The following is a 21,020-nucleotide window of genomic DNA, read 5'->3' on the forward strand; positions in this document are numbered from 1 at the left end:
TTCATGGATAGATATACTTTGAATAGGATAGAAAATTTGCAATTAGACAAGGAGACGATTTGCCATGGGAAAAGTTTTGCCTTTTTTAATGTTCCAAGAGGGTAATGCAGAAGAAGCGATGAACTTTTACACTTCACTTGTTAAGGATTCAGAGATATTGAGTATTGTTCGCTACGGAGCAGAAGGACCAGGGGATGAGGGCACAGTGATGCAAGCTAAATTCTCTTTAAAAGGGCGGGAATTCATGTGTATTGACAGTCATGTGAAGCATCAATTTACATTCACACCTTCCTTCTCGATTTATGTTACTTGTGATTCGGAAGAAGAAATTACTGAACTCTATGAGAAACTACTTGAAGGCGGCCAGGCACTGATGCCGATAGATAATTACGGCTTCAGCAAGAAGTTCGGCTGGGTAAACGACCGCTTCGGTGTTTCTTGGCAAATAGACCTGCCCTTTTAAACTGCAATTGTAAATATTGTTAATAATATTATATTGGAAAAGCATATTGACAACCCTGTTTTTCTTCTGTTAGATTACTTCTAATATAAAAAATCTGTGACGAGAAAGAGTAAGAACTGAAATCTGTTCCTCAGAGAGTCGGCGCTTGGTGAAAGCCGATGAACAAGTCATTCTGAAAATCATCTCCGAGATGCAAAGCTGACTTTACTAAGCTTTGACGGGTTTCCGCCGTTACAAGGAGCACGTATGATTGTACGTTGGCTAAGAGCCGTTTGTTTAATTTTATACAAGCGGAACCTGGGTGGTAACGCGAGCACAAACTCGTCCCTGTTTGAGGGGCGAGTTTTTTATTTAAAAAAATGGGGGTTAAACTAACATGAAGAAAAACTTAATTGTGGTACTTGGTTCATTAATTGTTGCTTTTGGTTTTAATTTCTTTTTGGTTCCTTATGGGATTTTAAGTAGCGGGATTAGCGGAATTGCTATATTGATTGGCCTTGTTACTCCATTTAATATTGGATTCATGAATCTATTGCTCAATTTACCGCTGCTTGTTTTAGGATACTTTAAGCTTGGTAAAACGATAACAGTCAATACTCTCATTTGCGTAGCTTCCCTTTCAGGATTCTTATATCTTTTACCGGTCGTTCCAGTTACAGATAATATCCTTCTTTCCGCAATTTTTGGCGGACTCATAGGTGGAATCGGTGTTGGACTGATTTTAAAGTACTCAGGCACTTCCGGCGGGTTGGATATAATTGCAATTATCCTTTCCCGAACAAGCAATGTCAGCGTTGGTCTTCTCCTTACTCTGATGAATGGTGTAATTGTACTTGTTTCTGGAGCTTTTTTCGATTGGAATATTGCACTATATACGCTGCTGTCCATTTATTTGACAGGTAAAATGATTGATACCCTTCATACGGATCACATTAAATTAACGATGCAAATTGTAACGACAAAAGGGGAATCTATTCGAAAGGAATTGCTTGATTCCGTCTATCGAGGTATTACCATCACTGAAGGCTTTGGTGGATATACACAAGAAACAAAACATATTTTAATGATGGTAGTGACACGTTACGAGACGATGCAGATCAAAAAAATTGTCCGTAAGTATGATGAAAATGCCTTCATTAATATTTTTGAAACAATTGAAGTCGATGGTCAGTTTGCAAAAAATTAGGTTGCCTTGTTAGTATGCTCCGTTGATCCTTATCTGCGCATAGTTTTAGGATATTTTACAATACTAAGCACGCCGTAAAATATCGTATTGCAGGAGGGATAAAATGGCTACTAAAGATTCAGGTCCAAGTTGGAAAAAGAACCATCCAAGTACCAAGCTCAGTAACTCAGTGCAAAAGGCAGATCGATCTGTTAAACAGGCAATGTCGCATCCAGAGGAAATTGCCGTTGAGCATGCATTCAATTCGCTTGAAACTGCTGAAAATGCTTATATGAATGCAGAGGAGCACAACGAGCATATGGATACCGTTCAGCAAAACAGAGAACATTTGGACATGATGAAGCGTCAATTGGATGAAGTCCAGGAGACATTGGAAGAAGAGTGAGAAAGGAATCATCCCATGGGCTTTGCCAGGCCTATTGGGGTGATTTCTTCTTATAATTAGCATTTTATATCTAATCCATTATCCATATAAATATTGTTATAATAAAAGGGTGTCTAAAGTTAGACTTTGGACTCTCTTTTTCATTTTTTCAAGGGAGCTGGAATGATAAATGAACAAAAAGGCAATTGCGGACATCCGCAAGCGTTTTAAATTGGATACAGACCTATTGAAGATTACTAATATTTATAATGTGTACATTAGACAAGAAGGCAATGAAATCTATCACGAGGTAAGTCAGCCGTTTGCTATGTTAGATCGGGAGCAACAGGAATTGTTTTTGAATAACTTTAAAAAAGTATTAGGCGGGAAATTGGACGCGAAACTGTTTGAAGTGAAGTTTAGACGTCAAACGGAGGAGCAGGAAGATCATACGCAAAAACTTTTATATGATGCACTTCATGCGGATGAAGTGGCGGATTGGAAGGAAGGTATGCAACGCATTGCAGAGAAAATGGTGCAGGATGTCCAATATGAAAAGGATATAGTCATCACGTTCATCCGCGGGAACTACTACAAACCGACGAAACGGGGAAGTGAAGAGGCAGAAATTGCTGCAAGGGATGAAGTGTATAAGAATCCGTTCATTCTTTGCAGCATGAACCAGACAGTGGAGCCGAAGCGAGCACTTGTGTTCGACTTCAATGAAAAGGAGTTCAAGTCCAGTTTTATAGCGGATCCTATTATTAACCTCACATCTCCAATCGGTGGATTTTTATTCCCAACGTTCACTGACAATGCTGCAGATGTAAACCATATTCTCTATTCTGCAGGGAAAGCGAATAAGCCTAACTACCATTTCATTGAAAACGTACTTAACGGCGAGGAAATTATGACTGCGGATGAAGATAAAGTTGTTTTTGAAGAAATTGTAAGGTCAATCACAGGTAATGAGATAAATACAAGAACCCTTGCAAGTGTTTATGATGAAATCCAGCGTATGATGGAAGTTGACGAAGAGCAAGAGGAAGAAGAGAGCATCCCAACCTTGGATACAAAAGAGGTGACCAGGGTTCTGAAGGCGAGTGGCGTAGAAAATGTAGACACAGAAAAGGTGGAACGGGCATTTCGGAATGTAATTGACGATGATACATATGAGCTGAAAGCGAGTCATATCGTTCCAAGCTATACATCAAAATCGATCAAGATCGAAACAAAGGTTGCGAATATCTCAATCAGCCCACAAGATTTAAGGTATGTCAGACAAGTAGAGGTTAACGGTAAACGTTGTATATTGATAGAAGTTGAGGAAGATACAGTGATTGAAGGATTTACAATACTTTCGGAAGATATATTGGAATAGATTCAGACAATGCATGACGACTGCATATAGTAGACAAGATCATCTTAACAGAGCTTTTTATGTTATGGTTAGCATTCAAAATTAAGAAGTCGAGGTATGCAATTATGAATGAAGGGTTACGAAAAGAGGCGGAAGATTGTTATCGTCGCGCTGAGGAGAAAGCTGCCGATTATTTCAAATCGCTGTCAGTTCAGCTCAAAAATAATACCTACGCCGCTATATTGATAAAAGATATACAAGAATGGAAACAGGATCATTTGCGCCTTTCACCACTACAAGGTTTTACACGTGGAAAAGGAAAACCAGATTCCCGTAAATATCATCAATACATTCAATGGTTGGATAATGCCGGAAAACTGGATAATTACTTGGAGCGAAGCATTTCATATATTTTCATGCGGGATTTGGGGAAGGACTTAAGCTCACCCGCTACAGTCAACAGAATTCAACAGGTCGTTGATAATTTGAAAAAGGATCTACTTCATTCATCTTCAACTAATCGTTGGGACCTGTTCAGTATGCATATGTTGTACCGTTGGGCCCAGAAGGAAGGCATTGAATCATCCATGATCTGGGTTTTTGATAAATTAAAAACTGTGTCTTCTTGTCTTCCGGCAGGGATGAATCGTGAAGAGGCTAAGCGGAAACTGATTAAACTTATTGCCGGGGTCGTCATTCACCAGATTGAGGAGATGGGCAATCATCTTTCGTCGGAAGACCGTGCACGGAAATTGGATGAAGCGATAAGGTTAGGCTATTCCTATGGTCTAACCTATCCGTTTATCGATGATCTTTTGGATTCAGAAGTACTGAGCGAAGATGAGAAAAGACAATATTCAAGTTTGATACGATCGGCCCTCATTACGGGGTCTGTACCTGAAATTGAATCATGGGACGGAACCAACCGGGAACTGATTCACTATATTCATTCAGAGCTTCGTGAAGCCTTCACATATATTCAGTCGCAGTTAGAGCGCAACGGAAAAAATGATTTCTTCGAGCAATCCTTTGTATTTTTTCATTCTCAGGAAGTTGACCGTGAAAAGGACATATCAAATGCACATTACACCAATGAAGAACTTTATATACCGGTCATTTTGAAATCCGCTTATTCACGCTTGATCGCCCGCTCGGTGCTCAGTGTTAGAGAGGATGAGGGATTCGATGAACGAACTTTCTTCTATGGAATTTACAATCAACTTGCTGATGATTTCGCCGATATGTTTGATGACATAGAAGCTGGTGCGGTTACTCCCTACACGTATTATTTGACATATCATGAGGTGCGCGAGGATCTCATCAACCCTTTCGAATTATATTGGACGGTCATTTTCAATTTAATCCATAATGTGTATCACTCGGACGTCAAGGCACGTAATGTGATGTTGAATCGTGCGCTGAATGGCCAGAAGCGGTTCAAGGAAAAAGTAGGAGATAAGAAATATAAAGAATTGATGAGGATATTCCGTACAGGAAATCCAAAATTTGATGGACTTATTCAAAAGATGGTGAGGAATTCTCATGATGTAGACTTCCTTGATAAGTTGCTTAGAGATCAAATTATCGCGAACTTTAAAAATGAAAGCAAAGAACGGGAAAACTTTGTTAACATTGCCAAGACCGTACGGAATCAGGTCAATACTTTATTACATATTCCTAAAAACGAAATTGGTTCTTCAATGGATGAATCGATTATCGATGCTGCAAATTACAGTCTATTAGGCGACGGAAAACGACTACGTCCAATCATGACATGGGTTATGGGTGTCCATGAATACGGATTGGATGAATCAGCAATTGAACCGCTTCTTAAATCATTGGAGTATATGCATACCGCGTCCTTAATCTTTGATGATTTACCAGCCCAGGACGACTCGTCTTTTCGGCGAGGGCGTCCGACCGTGCACACGGTGTATAATACCGCAGTGGCAGAATTAACGGGCCTTTATCTAACCCAGGAAGCCGTCGTAGAACAAGCCTCTCTCCGTTTTGATCCGCAGGTTGTCCTCCGTCTGATCCAATACTCGGCAGGAAAGACAACGGAGATGTGCAGGGGCCAGGCGATGGATTTGAATTCCAAAGGGAAACAATTATCATTGGACCAATTAAATACGATTTGCTTTTATAAAACAGGTATTGCCTTTGAAGCTTCTCTCGTCATGCCCGCAATTTTAGCGGGGAGGCAGGATGAGGAAATAGCTGCATTGAAAACCTTCGCCTACCACGCAGGCATCGCTTTTCAGATCAAGGATGATTTACTTGATGTCGAGGGAGACCTTGAGTTGCTTGGGAAGCCAGTAGGTCAAGATATTGAAAACAATAATTCGAATTTCGTATCCATCCTTGGTAGTGAAGGTGCACGAAAAGCAATGTGGGATCACTACTGCTTGGCGATGGAAGCACTTCAAGGGCTTCATTATAAAACGAACTATTTGAAACAGATATTGGACTATACCATAAATCGGGATTATTAAGATGCCAAAACACGTCCAAAGCCAATTTGAGCCTTGGGCGTGTTTTTTTATGTTAAATAAGTCGCATTAAAGCCTGGATAATGCCCCTGATTGTAGGATATCGATTATTTCCCGAAGTTTATTGATTATTTCCTAACATTTATCGATCAATTGGAGACTGATATCGATTATTTCCCAACTTATATTAATCATTTCCGAGGTTATATGGTCATTTTGGGACCTTCGGCTTATCAGATTGACAGCAGGCAGAAGAGTAGAACGTTTCAAATATTGATTTCCAGTCTGTCGTTCCTGTTCCTCCTGGATTATCTTCAATCGCATTTCCCTGCCGTAACGTTGCAAGTGTCTTTCGAAAAAAAAAGATATTACCACACCGGATCAAATCCGAAAGCGGTAATATCTTTTTAAGATTAAATAACAATTACACCAAGCAATACTGCAATGATTAATAAAACAATACTTAACCCCCACATCATCATAAAGGAATAACGGATATGCTTACCCATTTCCAATCCCGCAAGTCCAAGAGCCAACCAAAGTGCTGGTGACAACGGGCTGACAAATGTACCAATAATGTTACCGATAATCATTGCATAAGCAGTAGAAAGTGACGGTATGCCGAATGTAAGTGCAACTTGATCAATAATCGGCAACAGGGCAAAATAATAAGCGTCTGTGCTTAACAACAAATCAAAAGGAACACCGAACACACCGATAATGATATGTAAATAAGGGGCAACAAATTCCGGTAAAACAGTTACAAGATCTGTCGCAATAGACGTCAGCATATTTGTACCGTTCAAGATTCCTAAGAAAGATCCAGCTGCTAAAATAATCGTCGCCATCATAATTCCGCCTGGCGCATGCTCTTTGATACGTTCCATTTGGTCTTTAACCTTAGGGAAGTTCAATGGTAATGCAATACTAACACCAATCATAAATGCAAAACCTGCAGGAATGATTCCCCACACGAGGACACCAATAACGGCAATTGCAAGAATTGCGTTGAGCCAAAGTAGTTTTGGACGTTTTAAATCATTCACTTCTGCAACAGTTGCCGCCATTTGCGCTTCAGCAATTGTCGCATCGGAAATTTCATTTCCGTGACTCACTCCTATCGCCGACTTTTTCGCAATCAATCGTTTTTCACGATAACCTAAAGCGACAGCAATGATAATAAGTAAAATTAGACCAATCACTTGAATTTGTATAAGTGGTCTCCAAAGCTCTGTTACATCTACGTCTAATACAGAAGCCGTTCTTCCGAGTGGACCTGCCCACGGTACCATATTCATAATCGAAGCTGCTGTTCCGACAAGCATTAGAAGTAAATACGGATTCATTTTCAACCGTTTGTACAATGGAAGTAACGCAGGAATTGTAATAAGGAAAGTCGATGCACCAGACCCGTCCAAGTGCGCAATGGCTGCAATGATAACGGTTGCAACAGCAACAGCAATAACATTTCCGCGGGAAATAGCAATCATCTTGTTAATAAGTGGATCGAATAACCCAACGTCTTGCATGATTCCGAAAAACAGAATAGCAAAGATGAACATTATGGCAACGCTTGCCACCTTCGTTGTACCTTCTGTAAAGAACACACCAATTTCATCAAATCCAAAACCAGCAGCAAATGCCCCGGCAACTGGAACTAACACAAGTCCAACTATAGGAGAAACTTTCCCGCTAATTAGCAACGCTACAATGACGACAATCGTAATTAAACCAATAATACTTAGCATATATGTCTCCTTCCTAGCAAACCGAAGTCCACTCATGAAAAAGAAAGGCCTTTGTAAGCGGATACATATAGGACTAAAAAAAGTAACCGTACAAAAAAATAACCATCTCTATTTCAAAATATTCTATAGTTAGAAATTTATCATAGAGAGGTTAAATGTATAAGTTTATGTAACTTAAATCACTAATGGATGTTTTGGTTGTTTTGTTCATTTTGTCCACGGCGTGTATTTCCGTTCAGGTCGCCCGATGTCACCGTATTTTAACTTGGCATCAGCCTCCTTTATGGACACTAAGTATTCTAAATAGCGTCGCGCGGTCGATCGACTTACACCTACTTTGCTTCCGGCAACCAACGCAGTGATACCAGATTCATCGCTTTCATGTAAGATCTTTTTTATCTTTTCCAATGTTAGTTGATCGATTCCTTTCGGTAATCCTTCATCAAAATCATTTGGTATTGAGGTCAAATACACTGGACGGCCTGTTAGTCGATCAATCTCCTCTTGTTGCAACTCCGATTTTGTCGTGAAGATATACTTTTGGTTTCGGAAGCTTAATAATGTACTTTCAAATCGTCTAAAATCGACCGGTTTCACAATATAATCAAAAATCCCACCACGAAGGGCTTCGGAAATTGTCTCCACTTCTTTTGCGGCAGTGATCATAATGACGTCAATCTCAGTAAACTCATTCCGCAATGTCCAGAATAAATTCAGGCCTTGAACGTCTGGAATATAGACATCCAATAGAATCAGTTGTGGCAGATTCCTTGCGCTGCGCAAATAAGTAATTGCTTCTTCACCTGTCTTCACAACATGCTGCACAACGAATCCTTCCACCCGATTAACGAATTGGCGGTTAATATCCGCAATCCGAAAGTCATCTTCAATAATTAAAACCTTAATCGTTTCAAGCATCTTGTTTCCTCCTTTCATCTACTTCTTTCGGTATCGAAAGCACGAAGTTTGCGCCACCAAGGTCTCCTTCTTCCAAATAGAGTTCCCCGCCCAATCTTTCTACAAGTCGTTTTGTTAATGGCAAACCAAAGCCGCCATGTTCACCTTCTTTCAAGGTAAAGCCTTGTTTAAAGATCATGTTTATATACTGTGCAGGAACCCCTTCACCGGAATCGTCGATTTCAAAAATAATATCATTTCCAATGTCTGTAAAAAAGATTGCTATTTTTCGTTGAATTGGTGGAACCTTTTTTACAGAATCCATTGCATTATCGATTAAATTTCCAATAGCAGTCAGTAAAGCTTCACTTTGCATTTCGCTTAAATGGGTTGCCAATATGCTATCTTCCTGAATCGTAATTTCTACCCCTAATTCACTTGCCTGATTGATTTTACCAAGTAAGAGGCCGCTCACCTTTGAATCGAATATTTTCTCGATGAGCAGGCGGATCCAGTTTTTCTGCACTGAACTTTCCCGCTGGATATAGGAAATCGCCTCTTCTTTTTTATCAAGTTGCAATAGACCAAGAATCGTATAGAGCTTGTTTGAGAATTCATGTGTTTGTGCCCGTAATGCATTTGTATATTGTTTAATCGACTTTAATTCCTTTGTCAATAAATCAATTTCGGTCTTATTCCGGAATGTAAATACCGTTCCAACCATTGAATCATCGTTGAAGATTGGCATTTTATTGGCAAAAACAATTGTGCTGCCAATCATTATTTCCTGATCGATGCAATCATTATCATCTTGTAGGAAATCCAGCAAATGCTTTACTTCTGTTAACTCATTGATTGACATACCTTCATAGTTTTTTGAATGAATGGCCTGATTGGACAATAGACGTTGGGCAGCAAGATTGATCATCGTGATTATGCCGTTTTGATTGACTGCAATGATGCCTTCATGGGTCGATTGAAGAATTGTTTCTTTTTGGACGAGTAAATGCGCAATTTCTTCAGGTTCCAGGCCGAATAATACTTTTTTAATATACGATGCTATAAGAATAGCACCAATCACGGCTACAATGGCTGTGTTTAATAAGACAATCCACAGATGGATATTATAAGTCTTTATAATGGTTTGGATATCATGTACTAAAAATCCGACCGATACAACTCCCACAATTTGGCCATCCAAGTATACAGGGACTTTTGCGCGCACTGAGCTGCCTAATGAACCGACTGCTTTTGAAACATACGATTCACCTAAAATCAGGGCCCTCTCATTATCCTCCCCCACCATTTTCTTTCCAATCTTTTCTGGAATAGGATGAGCGTACCGAATTTCTTCGGTATTGCCGACCACAATAAACTCAGCCTTTGTTGCTTTTTGTATAGGTGCAACAAGGGGATTAATAATAGACGCGGGGTCCCCATGCTTAAACGCCTCTGCTAATTCTGGGATGTGTGCTACACTTTCCGCTACACCAAGCGCGCGATTACCAACTTGTTCTTCCATTGTCTTGGAAATGAAATGACCAATATATAGCCCGATGCCAGTAATGATTGCAATAACGAGAGCGCCTACTAGTAAGATCATTCTCATTTTGAAGTTAATGATAGTGGTTGGTTGATGACTTGGGTCTTTAACCCTTTTTTTCATCATATAATTGGCTCCTTACATAAAAAGTGAGAGGCGAATGATGCCTCCCACTTATTCTTGCATATAATTAATTTTACGTCTTGCAAATTTAATTGACTGATTCTCGCTGACAAATGTAGACCCTAACAGCAATACGCCTCCGACGAATTGAATAGCAGTCATCGGTTCAAACAATATAAGGACCGAAATCACCAATGATGTAAGTGGGTCCGCATAACTTAAGGCGGCAATACTTTGGCCTTTCAACTTCTGTATGGAGGAGAAGAACAGCAAGTAAGCAAATCCAGTATGTACAATACCAATGATTAGGATTAACGGGATTGAAGAACTGGAAATGTCAAATAGTCCAAAACCCTCGGTTAGAAATACATAAGGCATAAGAAATGTCGATGCAATTCCAAGTTGTATTAGCGTGGTGTCTCGCCCGTCCATATTTTTAATGAATTTATTAGTAAGCATTAAGGACGCATATAAAGCAGCAGCGACTAATCCGTAGCCAATCCCAATCAAGTCCCCTGCTCCGGATGTGCTGATTTTTCCGTTACCGACGATGAATAACATACCAAGCATGGCAATCCCGATGCAGATGATTTTCTCTGCAGATAGTTTTTCCTTCAGAACGATCGGCGATAGAATTGTGACGAATACTGGCGCGAAATAATAGCTGAGCACAGCATTAGACAGAGTCGTATGCTTGATCGCTTCAAAAAAGAAAATCCAGTTTGCACCCAATGCAATACTTGAGACGAATAAAAGTACAGCATTTACTTTCACTAATGCCCATGGAATCTTTTTCTTCATGATAATAATGACAGTCATTAAAAATAAGCAACCGATTAAACCGCGCAATAAAGCTATTTCACTTGAGGATAAGTCGATATACTTTACAAATACACCAATCGTACCAAAGATGATCATTGAAAGGGTGAATTGGAATTTGGCTTTCATATTCTACTCCTTATAGTTAGATAGAGGCTTTATACGAATTTTATCACAAATTTTAATTTTTTAAGACCCTTCTATCGTTTAATGAAATCCAACCTATATATAAGGTGAGGAAGTAAATTTGAAAGGGGTATGCGTATGGTGAAAATTGTATTGGATGCAGGACATGGAAATAATACACCGGGGAAGCGGACGCCTGACGGGGAGAGGGAATGGGGCTTCAACGACCAGGTGGTGCAGGCATGTATCTCAAAACTTGCTACTTATGAAAATGTACAAGTTTTACGTGTCGATGACCCAACAGGAGAAACAGATGTACCGGTATGGGAACGTACGGCAAAGGCGAATGGATGGAATGCTGATGTGTATGTCGCTGTGCATCATAATGCAAATAGGGGTAAATGGGGGGATTGGACAGGCGTGGAAACGTATGTGATGGACTCGCCAACTGTCAGCCCTATATCTGAAGAACTTGCACGACTTGTCGGGCCGCGGATTGCTAAAGCGATGGGGCTTAAGGACCGTGGGGTGAAAAGGGCAAATTTTCATGTGCTGCGCGAAACGAAAATGCCTGCCATTCTGACAGAGGGCGGATTCATGGATTCTGTTATCGATATCAAAGCACTTCGTTCAAAAGGGAAACTGAAGGCACAAGGTGAAGCATTGGCCGAAGTTCTTGCAGTTTATTTCAAATTGAAGCCGAAAGAGGCAGACGCCAAATGCGTCCGCCACTTGCTATAAAAAGATAATGATTTAAATTTGGTGGATTGTCCTACTCTGCTATCGGCATAGTCGAACCATCACTTGAATTGGAAATAAGTTCTTCAATACGGTTCGAAACTTTAGCCGGTGTCGTTGATAACGCCAACGCTAACTCTTCAAACAATATTTGACGTACAGAAGTTAAAATTTCGATATCACGTGATCCTAATTTTTTTCCGTCTATTGCCAACTCCATGTCTTTGCGTATTAATGTATTCGCTAAAACGGCAATTTGAAAAGGGTCAGATGTTTTTAAAGTGGAATTGAAGGACTGGTAACGCGCCGAAGGGTGGGCAATCCATTTGTCAGTTGGTTTTGTGAAGTACTCCAAGATGAGATTTGCTTTCTCTTCGGAGATAATATCTTTTAACGTGGACTGGTCGCTATTTACGGGACAATAAATCGTTAACGTAGGCTGATCAATCGGATGCAAAATATAATAGGATTTCGTTTCATCTCCGAATGTTTCCTCAGACATGTCCTTTATTTTACATACGCCATGTGAGCCGTACGTGACTAAATCACCGACTTTATACATAAGCATACCTCCTGTCTTAGTTTTCGTCTAATCGTCAACTAAGTTTACTTATAGTATATGCTACATATTCCATTTTGTCAACTTGGTTGACACGGCAGTCGATTTTCATTATAGTACGATTATATATTTCGCGGAGGTAATGAAATGAGTATTGACCCAACTAAGAATGTCTTAGATTTAATGAGAGAGCATTATACAGCATTACGATCACTAGCGGAACAACTCTGGGGGGATGAAAAAGATATACCTATCACAATTTCTGAATGGAATATATTATCTTCCATACAGGATGGAAACGAAACAATTACAATGATTTGTTCGCAATGTGATATATCAAGACAAGCTGCCCACAAGTTTATTAAAGGGTTGGAAGGTAAAGGGCTTGTATCTACAACATTAAGTACTGAACGAAAAGGAAAGAAGGTTATTAACTTGACCGAGTTTGGTAGAGAATGCCATGCGGATACAGTTATTTTGAAAAATAGGATTGATCAACAAATATCCGAAAGGTTGGGAAAGGATAATTTCAAACGATTGATAGATCTGTTGGACAAAGAATGGATATGATGCTATAGAAATGTAAGCCTATAGTCGTTTTGATTTAAGACTAATTGTGATACAATATATAGGGTTAAGATTGAATCGGAAAAGGTGTGTTCCTAGGTCTCGCCTTGGCTTGCTGATGCTTAATGGGAGCGCGTACATCCTTTCTCAAATTTCAAGGCATAAAGGAAGGTAAATATGAGTAACAAACAAAATACTACAGACGTTATCTTAATTGGCGCCGGAATCATGAGTGCAACGTTGGGGACTTTATTGAAAGAACTAGCACCAGATTGGAAGATTAAAGTGTTTGAGAAACTCTCGGATGCAGGAGAGGAAAGCTCGAATGAATGGAATAACGCGGGGACGGGGCACGCTGCATTATGTGAGCTCAACTATACCGTTGAAAAGCCCGATGGAACCCTTGATATTAGTAAAGCGATAAAGGTCAATGAACAGTTTCAACTTTCAAGACAGTTTTGGTCTTATCTTGTAAATAAGAATTTGATAAGCAATCCAGAAGACTTCATCATGCCATTGCCACATATGAGTTATGTACGCGGCGAAGAGAATGTGAAATTCTTGAAAAAACGTCATGAGGCACTGTCCAATAATCCTTTATTCAAAGGGATGGAGTATTCTGAAGACCCTGAGACGCTTAAAGAGTGGCTTCCGTTAATGATGAAGGGCCGGAATATTAAAGAACCGATTGCGGCAACAAAAATCGATTCCGGAACAGACGTCAACTTCGGTGCTTTGACTCGCATGCTATTCGACCATCTGAAGGGCAACAATGTTGAAATTCATTACCAACATAATGTAACTACCATTAAACGTACGAGCGACGGTCAATGGGAATTAAAAATTAAGAATCTAACTAACGGTGCAGTGGAAGTCCATAAAGCGAAATTTGTCTTTATCGGAGCTGGTGGCGGAAGTTTGCATTTATTGCAAAAAACAGGCATTCCGGAAAGTAAACATATCGGAGGCTTCCCGGTTAGTGGATTGTTCATGGTCTGTAAAAACCCTGAAGTGGTTGAGCAGCATCATGCGAAAGTTTACGGGAAAGCATCAGTTGGTGCACCGCCTATGTCTGTTCCGCATTTGGATACAAGATATATTGACAATAAAAAATCATTGCTTTTCGGTCCGTTCGCAGGCTTCTCTCCGAAGTTCCTAAAAACGGGTTCGAATATGGATTTGATCACATCCGTTAAGCCATCTAACGTGTTCACGATGTTAGCTGCGGGAGCAAAAGAAATGGCGTTGACTAAATACCTTATTCAGCAACTAATGTTATCGAAAGAACAACGTATGGAAGAATTACGTGATTTTGTTCCTGAAGCGAAGAGCGAAGATTGGGATATGGTAGTCGCTGGTCAACGTGTACAAGTTATTAAAGATACAGATGCTGGCAAAGGGACACTTCAGTTTGGGACGGAAGTTGTAACCGGGGCCGGCGGTTCAATCGCTGCACTATTAGGTGCTTCACCTGGTGCATCAACTGCTGTTCACGTAATGCTTGAAATTTTGAATAGATGTTTCCCACAGGAAATGAAACAATGGGAACCGAAAGTTAAAGAAATGATCCCTTCTTACGGCGTTTCGCTTGTGGAAAATCCTGAATTACTTCAAGATATCCATACTTCGACTGCATTGGCACTTGGTCTTGAAACTGAACAGCCTTCAGAAGAAGAGTCTGTAGAAGTCGTTGAACAAGAGACGACAACAGAAGAGGATTCGGTTGTTGTTGAAACGGGAGACACGGAGCAGGATGAAACGTTGGGATTAGACCGTGAAGTTCCGAACGTGGATGCCAACTTGGTTGTGGAAGAAGAACCGAAGAAAGAAGATTAATGAATGTTAAAAGCTGACAGGGTATTGCCCCGTCAGCTTATTTTAGTTGTTAAAACGTATACCGGGATACTTGTTCTCCGTCAATTACGAAGCCATCCACTTCATGGAATCCCATATTTTCATAGATCCGTTTTGCATGTTCATTCTCTGGTTCATACGACAATGAAATTGTTTGATGACGGTCTTCTTTAATTTCTTTAATATCATCAATAATAAGTTGAATCGCTTTTTTTCCGTATCCTTTACCTTGGTGGTTTTGGTCGATCATCATGCGGTAAATCCAGTATTCATGATCGTCATCGTCTATTCCATATAGCGCAAAGCCGACCATTTCATCATCATTATAAATCCCCTTCGCCATGAAGTTTTCAAGGAAATTCAATTGAGCCAACGAAACGACGTTAGATGCCACGAAATTCACTTGGTCCTCCCGTACGCGAAGTGAAATTGCCTTATACCAATTATCTTTAGTTATCGCTTGTAGATGCAACATAATTCATCTCTCCCCTTGGTAAATTATACAAAGAGAAGGATAGTTGTGGATAGTCCTGTAATAAATAATTTTTAATGCTATAATAGTTATCGTCGCAATCACCCTTCAAATTATAGAAAGGGATTTTTTTATGATTAGATTACATAATGTCAGCAAGAATTTTGGGCAGTTTAAAGCCGTTAAATCCATTTCTTTGTCGGTCCATAATGGTGAAATCCATGGCATCATCGGAGCAAGTGGAGCCGGTAAGTCGACTTTGCTACGGCTCATGAATTTACTGGAAGTACCGGATGCCGGCAACGTGGATATAAACGGTAAAACATTAACAAGTCTAAGTAGTAAGGATCTTCGGCAAGCACGAAAGTCGATTGGGATGATTTTCCAACATTTTAATCTGGTCGCGAATAAGACAGTGTATGATAATGTTGAGATGCCGTTGAAGTTATCGAAATTTCCAAGACGCAAGCGTAAGGAACGCGTAATGGAGTGCTTGAAGTTTGTTGGACTTGGACGTTTCAAGGACAAGTATCCTGCACAACTGAGTGGAGGACAAAAGCAACGGGTGGCAATCGCACGGGCACTTGCGAATAATCCGCAGGTTTTATTATGTGACGAACCAACATCATCACTTGATCCAAATACGACTGCTGAAGTTCTTGGTGTTTTGGAAAATGTAAATAAAAGTCTCGGTGTCACAATTGTCATTGTCAGCCATGAGATGGACGTGATCAAAAGCATTTGCAATCGCGTAACCGTCATGGCAGATGGTGAAATTTACGACACTGTTTCGATAGAGCCAAAAGGAATCCGTGTCATTGACAGCAATCCCCAGAATTTTTTGGAGCAATTGACGAAGGATGGTGAAATTGGCCATGCCTGAGGTTTTAATTCAATATGAAGCTGAAATATGGCAGTCCATTGGGGAAACCTTTATCATGGTAGGGGTTTCAATCGTAGCTGCGGTTCTTGTTGGCCTACCTGTAGGTACGTTACTTTATCTATGTAGGAAGGGACAACTTTATGAGAATCGGTTCATCTTTTCAATTTTGAATTTATTGGTGAACGTTATCCGCTCATTTCCGTTTTTATTGTTGGTTGTTTTTTTACTTCCATTTACGAGAATGGTCATCGGGACAGCGATTGGTACAGCCGCTGCAACTGTTCCGTTATCCATAATTGCGATAGCGCATTATTCACGTTTAGTAGAACAATCACTACTGGATGTACCGAAAGGCGTTATGGAGGCGGCTGTTTCGATGGGTGCGTCTGCTAGGGAAATCATTTTTAAATTCCTGTACGTCGAGGCAAGGTCTGGTCTTGTTCTTGGATTGACAACGTCGATTATCAGTTTCATCTCCTATTCAACAATCATGGGCGTTGTAGGTGGCGGAGGTATAGGGGACTTTGCCATTAGGTATGGTTACCAGCAATTCAAAGACGATTTAATGATGTACATGATAATCATTATGGTCATACTGGTACAGTTCATCCAATTCACGGGGACAACTGTATCACGAATGATAGATAAAAGATAATTGTAGGAGGAACACCATGAAGAAACTACTGATGTTAACAGCAATGCTGCTTGTCCTATTAGCGGCTTGTGGCGGCAAGGATAAAGGTGCAGAAAAACCTGCGAACGTGCAAAAAGAAGATGAGGTTGTGAAGTTGAAAGTCGCTTCACTAATTCCGCCGATGACGGAAATTCTTGAACTTGTCAAACCGAAGCTTGCCGAAGAAGGAATCGAATTGGAAATGGTTGTATTAGGCGATAATGTCCAGCCGAACACTGCACTTGCTGCAAAAGAAGTAGATGCAAACTTCTTCCAACACGTACCATATATGGAGCAATTCAATGCAAATAATAATGCAAATTTAGTTCCAATCACTCCAATTTACTTCGCTAACTATGGAGTATACTCAAAAAACTATAAGTCAATGGATGAAATGCCTGAAGGTGCTGTAATTGCAATGGCAAATGATGTGTCCAACATCGACCGCTCATTGGCATTGTTGGCACAACACGGAGTCATTGAGTTAGGCGAAAAGAAAGACACATACTACACAAAAGCAGATATCGTCAACAATCCGAAAAACTATAAGTTTGAAGAAGTCGATTTGCTGATGCTTGCCCGTATGTACGATGATGCGGACGCAGTCGTTATGACACCTGCTTACGCAGCACCACTTGGACTTACACCGAAAAGCGATGCACTTCTTACTGAAGGAATTGAAAACGACTTTGCGATCACATTAATCGCTCGCGAGGACAATAAAGACTGGGAGCCAATTCAAAAGTTGGCTAAAGCAATGACAAGCCCAGAAGTCAAAAAGTTCTTGGAAGAGAACTACGACGAAACAGCAATTCCAGCATTTGAATAAATTCTATTGAGGGGCCATTCCGGTTGTATTGCGCAACTGGAATGGCTTTTTTGATGTGAAATTCTGTGCTGGGCTTGTCGGCGGAAAGTTATCGGTCAAATCAGCGGGATTATCGGTCAATTTCACGTGATTTCACGTGAAACAATTGCGGTCGCGGTGTAAAACTGGTGGCAGTTCAATATACAGTCGCGCCAAGTGCCTTTAAACAAATAAAAGGAGGGGGACAATCAGTTAAATAAAATAGTTCTTCTATTTTCCGAGAATCATACCATCAACTCCTTCGTGTACCGTCAAGTCCTTTACACTAAATACATCGTACCAAAGTGGGGATGTTCTCACATTTTAATAAATAGCCATAGAAGTAGAGGATATATTTTGGGTCAAAAACATCAAGCTTTGACGAATCGGTGGTAAACAGCCCTAAATCGGTGGTAATCCCTCGAGCATCGGTGGTAAAGTGTCTCGAATCGGTGATAACGCCCCAAGAATCGGTGGTAAAGTGATTCAAGTTGGTTGAACGAAGCCTATTCGGTGATAAACTCCCAAACCCCGGTGCGCTATGGGAATGTTTTTTTTGTCAATCAGTGATGTATGATGAACGTAAGTTCCACAATCAGCAACGGAACATAAGCAGGATATTAAAATATGAGCACATCAACCACTACATTGACAATGCAGCGCACATTTAATTGCACAGCAGACAGCGTTTTGAAGCATGGACAACAACACCTGAACTGATGAAAAAATGGTTCTTCACAATGGAGCCGACGCGACGAATAAAGTTGCAACGAATGATTTCCGTTTAGGCGGGTCATGCAATTGATGGTGACTGGGAAAATCATATATCCAGCGCTTTAATAAAAAACAACCGCATCCATCAACTGGACGCGGTTGTCTGTCTTATTATCATCTGAAACTCTTCCCAATCATGAATTTCAAATGTAGGCTTTGTTAGGCCATTATTCTCTTTTCGTTTCGGATTATACCAACATGTATCGATACCGAAATTATTGCCGCCGCGGATGTCCGAGGATAGCGAGTCTCCTACCATTAAGACGCGTGATTTGTCTTTAATAGCCAATTGCTTGAATACATGTTCGAAAATTTCAGGTTGTGGTTTTTGGAAACCAATTTCTTCGGATGTGAAGATTGCTTCGAACGTCTCGGTTAGACCAGATGCGGCAATGCGTGCCAACTGAACATCCTTGAAGCCGTTTGTCAAAACTGCGAGCCTCGCATCTTCAAGGGAATGAAGCATAGTTGTCACTCCATCGATTAAATGGACTTCTTTCCCTAAATAATCGAGGTACATTTGGCCGAACGTTTCTGCATCCATTTCAAGGCCGTGTTCAAGGAATAAGCGTCTGAAACGCTCCGTCTTTAATTCGGACAACGACATTTTGCCTTGCTCCAAATCTCCCCAAAGTACAGTGCTAACTGTCCGATACGTATCCCTAAAATCCGCCAATGCATTCGGAAAACCGTGTGTTGCGAACACATTCGTAAACGCATTTTTTTCCGTCTCTCCGAAATCCATTAACGTATCATCTAAATCGAATAAAAACACATCATATTTCATTCTTACATCTCCTGACTGACTTCAGCTGTGTATTTAGTATATCACCATTATTTATGTTTTATCGATCGGATAATAAAGAAAGCCATCGTACCGAACATGATGACGAGGAATACAGGCAAGAATAGATTTCCAATGGATTCGGCCTTCCCCAATGCTACTTGAGCAATATTAAAACTAATATAAACAAACAGTAGAACACATTCATTTTTCATGACATTTAGAAATATTACTGAATTTCTGTATTGGAATTCAATATTGTTTTCATTTAAATTCATATAATTATGCCATTCCGGATGCTTCTCCAAAAACGTCAGGAAGATTGCCATTAGAACAGCGATAATGGGTAGAATGACGAGCTCCCATTTGGAACCCCAACGATCTACCTCGCCGGCAGCGTTATAATGTGCTGGAACTTGGTCTGGCAGTTGGTTCCAAATGGAAATTAAATAAATCATGCCTGCAACAAATACGATGATCGTGAAAATATCGAATGCCCATTGCACTGTAGTCTTGGGAATCTCCAATTTCGGTTTATTGTAACTGTATTTATCCATTTCTTTTACACGCTCCTTAGTTGCCTTCTTTACGGTTCGAATCAGGAAAAAGTTTCATAGGATTGAACGGGTAATAAGTCCTGTTTTGGTGATAAATTTCTATATTCGATAGATAACTTTCGATATCCAATAGATAAATCCTTTTATTCAATAAATAAATCCCCCAATTCAATAGATAAACCTGACGCATACCTCCATGTATTAAAAACCATTTTTAGCAAACGATAAGGTGGAAAATTGAATGAAGGAGGAATTCATGATGGGAGCAGTTCGGCGCATTGCTTTGGCGTTAGTCATTATAGGTGCATTGAATTGGGGATTGATCGCATTTTTTCAATTTGACTTGGTGGCTTCTTTATTCGGTGGACAGGATGCATTTCTTTCAAGAGTAGTCTATGCGCTTGTAGCACTTGGAGGGTTGATTTGTTTAGGGCTTTTATTCAAACCGGATGAGGAGAGGGAAGTGACTCACAGACGTGAGCGATTCACAAACCCGAACCTTAATACCGAGTTCGGTGAAGAACCAGACTTCACGGAAGAAAAACGGAATAAATAACATTGTGACAGGCACCTAAACCAATTAGTTCATAGGTGTCTGTCACCGTTTGTGTTTTTCTTTAATTTCCTCAATTTCCTCCATAAGTTCCTGATACCCTTCCTCCACGTCAGTTGTGGACGGAATGAAAGGCTCATTGTTATAATCCACTCGTTTTCCGTATCGTACCATTTCATAAATGATCATGCCGTTGTTCGGCTTACCGTTAACGGTTATCATAGGTACGATATCGAATAAAACATAATAAAAAGCGTAAAAAATAAACCGTTCCCAAAATGTCCGATGCCCCTCAAGAATTCCGTTTGCGAGCAGCGCGTTAATCGTTAAGGCTATAACGATATTGATGAGGATGGGACCTGCATAAATGCATATATACGCAAGCTTGCTTTCTCTTTTTATCGAGTCAAATGAAAACCAACTATACATATGATAATGTTTTCGGATATCAACTATGCCGATCTTTTTAATACGTGGTCCCGACCCAATCGTAATTCTTGGATTTTTAACACCGAAAATGAGACTTGCGAATAAATAGCCTGATTCTCTCAGGAACACGACGACCGGAAGAATGATGAATGCCGAAATGATAAGCGATAGCAAATAAGAAAGCCCTAACATGAATAACACCTGCCTTA

At 40.2% G+C, this 21,020-nt stretch carries 22 protein-coding genes and 1 other annotated feature; of the genes, 12 read left to right on the top strand and 10 right to left on the bottom strand.

Annotated elements, in window-relative coordinates; translation table 11 throughout:
* Positions 1-64: 64 nt before the first annotated feature.
* The 5 genes from NSQ43_RS02470 to NSQ43_RS02490 all read left to right on the top strand — a co-directional run bounded on the left by NSQ43_RS02470 (position 65) and on the right by NSQ43_RS02490 (position 5,868).
* Positions 65-463, top strand: a complete 399-nt coding sequence (locus NSQ43_RS02470; protein WP_339252715.1) for a VOC family protein — start codon at positions 65-67, stop codon at positions 461-463.
* 87 nt (positions 464-550) lie between these two features.
* Positions 551-795, top strand: a binding site (T-box leader).
* Between the two features lie 44 nt (positions 796-839).
* Positions 840-1,649 (top strand): YitT family protein, encoded by an 810-nt coding sequence (locus tag NSQ43_RS02475; RefSeq protein WP_339252717.1) that lies wholly within the window; start codon positions 840-842, stop codon positions 1,647-1,649.
* A 103-nt stretch (positions 1,650-1,752) separates the two neighbouring features.
* Positions 1,753-2,034 carry a DUF2564 family protein gene (locus NSQ43_RS02480; RefSeq protein WP_339252718.1) on the top strand — a complete coding sequence of 94 codons (282 nt, stop codon included), beginning with the start codon at positions 1,753-1,755 and terminating at the stop codon, positions 2,032-2,034.
* Between the two features lie 169 nt (positions 2,035-2,203).
* Positions 2,204-3,394, top strand: coding sequence for a DUF4317 domain-containing protein (locus NSQ43_RS02485; RefSeq protein ID WP_339252719.1), 1,191 nt, complete (start codon positions 2,204-2,206; stop codon positions 3,392-3,394).
* 104 nt (positions 3,395-3,498) lie between these two features.
* Positions 3,499-5,868, top strand: coding sequence for a polyprenyl synthetase family protein (locus NSQ43_RS02490; RefSeq protein WP_339252721.1), 2,370 nt, complete (start codon positions 3,499-3,501; stop codon positions 5,866-5,868).
* 410 nt (positions 5,869-6,278) lie between these two features.
* Here the strand turns inward: NSQ43_RS02490 and NSQ43_RS02495 are convergent, their stop codons facing one another.
* The 4 genes from NSQ43_RS02495 to NSQ43_RS02510 all read right to left on the bottom strand — a co-directional run bounded on the left by NSQ43_RS02495 (position 6,279) and on the right by NSQ43_RS02510 (position 11,124).
* Positions 6,279-7,613 carry a citrate:proton symporter gene (locus NSQ43_RS02495; RefSeq protein ID WP_339252723.1) on the bottom strand — a complete coding sequence of 445 codons (1,335 nt, stop codon included), beginning with the start codon at positions 7,611-7,613 and terminating at the stop codon, positions 6,279-6,281.
* Positions 7,614-7,820: 207 nt separating this feature from the next.
* Positions 7,821-8,531 carry a response regulator gene (locus NSQ43_RS02500; protein WP_339252724.1) on the bottom strand — a complete coding sequence of 237 codons (711 nt, stop codon included), beginning with the start codon at positions 8,529-8,531 and terminating at the stop codon, positions 7,821-7,823.
* A complete protein-coding gene (locus tag NSQ43_RS02505) occupies positions 8,524-10,179 on the bottom strand; it encodes a sensor histidine kinase (protein ID WP_339252726.1) in 1,656 nt (551 codons plus the stop codon). Before NSQ43_RS02505 ends, NSQ43_RS02500 begins: the two co-directional genes overlap by 8 nt.
* A gap of 48 nt (positions 10,180-10,227) precedes the next feature.
* A complete protein-coding gene (locus NSQ43_RS02510; protein ID WP_339252728.1) occupies positions 10,228-11,124 on the bottom strand; it encodes a DMT family transporter in 897 nt (298 codons plus the stop codon).
* A gap of 135 nt (positions 11,125-11,259) precedes the next feature.
* On the opposite strand from NSQ43_RS02510, the gene NSQ43_RS02515 reads away from it, so the two are divergent.
* A complete protein-coding gene (locus NSQ43_RS02515) occupies positions 11,260-11,862 on the top strand; it encodes an N-acetylmuramoyl-L-alanine amidase (protein ID WP_339252730.1) in 603 nt (200 codons plus the stop codon).
* Positions 11,863-11,893: 31 nt separating this feature from the next.
* On the opposite strand, the gene NSQ43_RS02520 is transcribed toward NSQ43_RS02515, so the two are convergent.
* Positions 11,894-12,421, bottom strand: coding sequence for a CarD family transcriptional regulator (locus NSQ43_RS02520; RefSeq protein WP_339252731.1), 528 nt, complete (start codon positions 12,419-12,421; stop codon positions 11,894-11,896).
* 144 nt (positions 12,422-12,565) lie between these two features.
* On the opposite strand from NSQ43_RS02520, the gene NSQ43_RS02525 reads away from it, so the two are divergent.
* The gene (locus tag NSQ43_RS02525; protein WP_339252733.1) at positions 12,566-12,988 is read left to right on the top strand and encodes a MarR family winged helix-turn-helix transcriptional regulator; all 423 of its coding nucleotides are present in this window, start codon (positions 12,566-12,568) and stop codon (positions 12,986-12,988) included.
* Between the two features lie 174 nt (positions 12,989-13,162).
* Positions 13,163-14,821: a malate:quinone oxidoreductase gene (locus NSQ43_RS02530; RefSeq protein WP_339252735.1), complete on the top strand. Its 1,659-nt coding sequence runs from the start codon at positions 13,163-13,165 to the stop codon at positions 14,819-14,821.
* 49 nt (positions 14,822-14,870) lie between these two features.
* On the opposite strand, the gene NSQ43_RS02535 is transcribed toward NSQ43_RS02530, so the two are convergent.
* Positions 14,871-15,314, bottom strand: coding sequence for a GNAT family N-acetyltransferase (locus NSQ43_RS02535; protein ID WP_339252737.1), 444 nt, complete (start codon positions 15,312-15,314; stop codon positions 14,871-14,873).
* 130 nt (positions 15,315-15,444) lie between these two features.
* Here NSQ43_RS02535 and NSQ43_RS02540 point away from each other — a divergent pair, with 130 nt between their 5' ends.
* From NSQ43_RS02540 to NSQ43_RS02550, 3 genes are read left to right on the top strand one after another with little or no spacing between them, the layout of a single operon-like run.
* Positions 15,445-16,194: an ATP-binding cassette domain-containing protein gene (locus NSQ43_RS02540; RefSeq protein WP_339252738.1), complete on the top strand. Its 750-nt coding sequence runs from the start codon at positions 15,445-15,447 to the stop codon at positions 16,192-16,194.
* Positions 16,187-16,849: a methionine ABC transporter permease gene (locus tag NSQ43_RS02545; RefSeq protein ID WP_339252740.1), complete on the top strand. Its 663-nt coding sequence runs from the start codon at positions 16,187-16,189 to the stop codon at positions 16,847-16,849. The genes NSQ43_RS02540 and NSQ43_RS02545 overlap by 8 nt, the downstream gene beginning before the upstream one ends.
* Before the next feature lie 16 nt (positions 16,850-16,865).
* Positions 16,866-17,696, top strand: coding sequence for a MetQ/NlpA family ABC transporter substrate-binding protein (locus NSQ43_RS02550; protein WP_339252742.1), 831 nt, complete (start codon positions 16,866-16,868; stop codon positions 17,694-17,696).
* Between the two features lie 877 nt (positions 17,697-18,573).
* Here NSQ43_RS02550 and NSQ43_RS02555 read toward each other — a convergent pair.
* From NSQ43_RS02555 to NSQ43_RS02565, 3 genes are read right to left on the bottom strand one after another with little or no spacing between them, the layout of a single operon-like run.
* On the bottom strand, positions 18,574-19,275 hold the full coding sequence (locus NSQ43_RS02555) for a YjjG family noncanonical pyrimidine nucleotidase (RefSeq protein ID WP_339252744.1): 702 nt from the start codon (positions 19,273-19,275) through the stop codon (positions 18,574-18,576).
* Between the two features lie 47 nt (positions 19,276-19,322).
* The gene (locus NSQ43_RS02560) at positions 19,323-19,829 is read right to left on the bottom strand and encodes a DUF1648 domain-containing protein (RefSeq protein ID WP_339252746.1); all 507 of its coding nucleotides are present in this window, start codon (positions 19,827-19,829) and stop codon (positions 19,323-19,325) included.
* Positions 19,830-19,845: 16 nt separating this feature from the next.
* Positions 19,846-19,980 carry a hypothetical protein gene (locus tag NSQ43_RS02565; protein ID WP_339252748.1) on the bottom strand — a complete coding sequence of 45 codons (135 nt, stop codon included), beginning with the start codon at positions 19,978-19,980 and terminating at the stop codon, positions 19,846-19,848.
* Positions 19,981-20,070: 90 nt separating this feature from the next.
* Here NSQ43_RS02565 and NSQ43_RS02570 point away from each other — a divergent pair, with 90 nt between their 5' ends.
* Positions 20,071-20,385: a DUF378 domain-containing protein gene (locus NSQ43_RS02570; RefSeq protein WP_339252750.1), complete on the top strand. Its 315-nt coding sequence runs from the start codon at positions 20,071-20,073 to the stop codon at positions 20,383-20,385.
* Between the two features lie 42 nt (positions 20,386-20,427).
* Here NSQ43_RS02570 and NSQ43_RS02575 read toward each other — a convergent pair whose 3' ends face one another.
* Positions 20,428-21,003, bottom strand: a complete 576-nt coding sequence (locus tag NSQ43_RS02575) for a hypothetical protein (RefSeq protein ID WP_339252751.1) — start codon at positions 21,001-21,003, stop codon at positions 20,428-20,430.
* Positions 21,004-21,020 lie beyond the last annotated feature (17 nt).

Source organism: Sporosarcina sp. FSL W8-0480 (assembly GCF_037963765.1).
Classification (GTDB): domain Bacteria; phylum Bacillota; class Bacilli; order Bacillales_A; family Planococcaceae; genus Sporosarcina.

Bases quoted from the DNA above. Each gene is read 5' to 3' on its own strand.
- NSQ43_RS02470 (WP_339252715.1), top strand. From the start codon at position 65: ATGGGAAAAGTTTTGCCTTTTTTAATGTTCCAAGAGGGTAATGCAGAA.
- NSQ43_RS02475 (WP_339252717.1), top strand. From the start codon at position 840: ATGAAGAAAAACTTAATTGTGGTACTTGGTTCATTAATTGTTGCTTTT.
- NSQ43_RS02480 (WP_339252718.1), top strand. From the start codon at position 1,753: ATGGCTACTAAAGATTCAGGTCCAAGTTGGAAAAAGAACCATCCAAGT.
- NSQ43_RS02485 (WP_339252719.1), top strand. From the start codon at position 2,204: ATGAACAAAAAGGCAATTGCGGACATCCGCAAGCGTTTTAAATTGGAT.
- NSQ43_RS02490 (WP_339252721.1), top strand. From the start codon at position 3,499: ATGAATGAAGGGTTACGAAAAGAGGCGGAAGATTGTTATCGTCGCGCT.
- NSQ43_RS02495 (WP_339252723.1), bottom strand. From the start codon at position 7,613: ATGCTAAGTATTATTGGTTTAATTACGATTGTCGTCATTGTAGCGTTG.
- NSQ43_RS02500 (WP_339252724.1), bottom strand. From the start codon at position 8,531: ATGCTTGAAACGATTAAGGTTTTAATTATTGAAGATGACTTTCGGATT.
- NSQ43_RS02505 (WP_339252726.1), bottom strand. From the start codon at position 10,179: ATGATGAAAAAAAGGGTTAAAGACCCAAGTCATCAACCAACCACTATC.
- NSQ43_RS02510 (WP_339252728.1), bottom strand. From the start codon at position 11,124: ATGAAAGCCAAATTCCAATTCACCCTTTCAATGATCATCTTTGGTACG.
- NSQ43_RS02515 (WP_339252730.1), top strand. From the start codon at position 11,260: ATGGTGAAAATTGTATTGGATGCAGGACATGGAAATAATACACCGGGG.
- NSQ43_RS02520 (WP_339252731.1), bottom strand. From the start codon at position 12,421: ATGTATAAAGTCGGTGATTTAGTCACGTACGGCTCACATGGCGTATGT.
- NSQ43_RS02525 (WP_339252733.1), top strand. From the start codon at position 12,566: ATGAGTATTGACCCAACTAAGAATGTCTTAGATTTAATGAGAGAGCAT.
- NSQ43_RS02530 (WP_339252735.1), top strand. From the start codon at position 13,163: ATGAGTAACAAACAAAATACTACAGACGTTATCTTAATTGGCGCCGGA.
- NSQ43_RS02535 (WP_339252737.1), bottom strand. From the start codon at position 15,314: ATGTTGCATCTACAAGCGATAACTAAAGATAATTGGTATAAGGCAATT.
- NSQ43_RS02540 (WP_339252738.1), top strand. From the start codon at position 15,445: ATGATTAGATTACATAATGTCAGCAAGAATTTTGGGCAGTTTAAAGCC.
- NSQ43_RS02545 (WP_339252740.1), top strand. From the start codon at position 16,187: ATGCCTGAGGTTTTAATTCAATATGAAGCTGAAATATGGCAGTCCATT.
- NSQ43_RS02550 (WP_339252742.1), top strand. From the start codon at position 16,866: ATGAAGAAACTACTGATGTTAACAGCAATGCTGCTTGTCCTATTAGCG.
- NSQ43_RS02555 (WP_339252744.1), bottom strand. From the start codon at position 19,275: ATGAAATATGATGTGTTTTTATTCGATTTAGATGATACGTTAATGGAT.
- NSQ43_RS02560 (WP_339252746.1), bottom strand. From the start codon at position 19,829: ATGGATAAATACAGTTACAATAAACCGAAATTGGAGATTCCCAAGACT.
- NSQ43_RS02570 (WP_339252750.1), top strand. From the start codon at position 20,071: ATGAAGGAGGAATTCATGATGGGAGCAGTTCGGCGCATTGCTTTGGCG.
- NSQ43_RS02575 (WP_339252751.1), bottom strand. From the start codon at position 21,003: ATGTTAGGGCTTTCTTATTTGCTATCGCTTATCATTTCGGCATTCATC.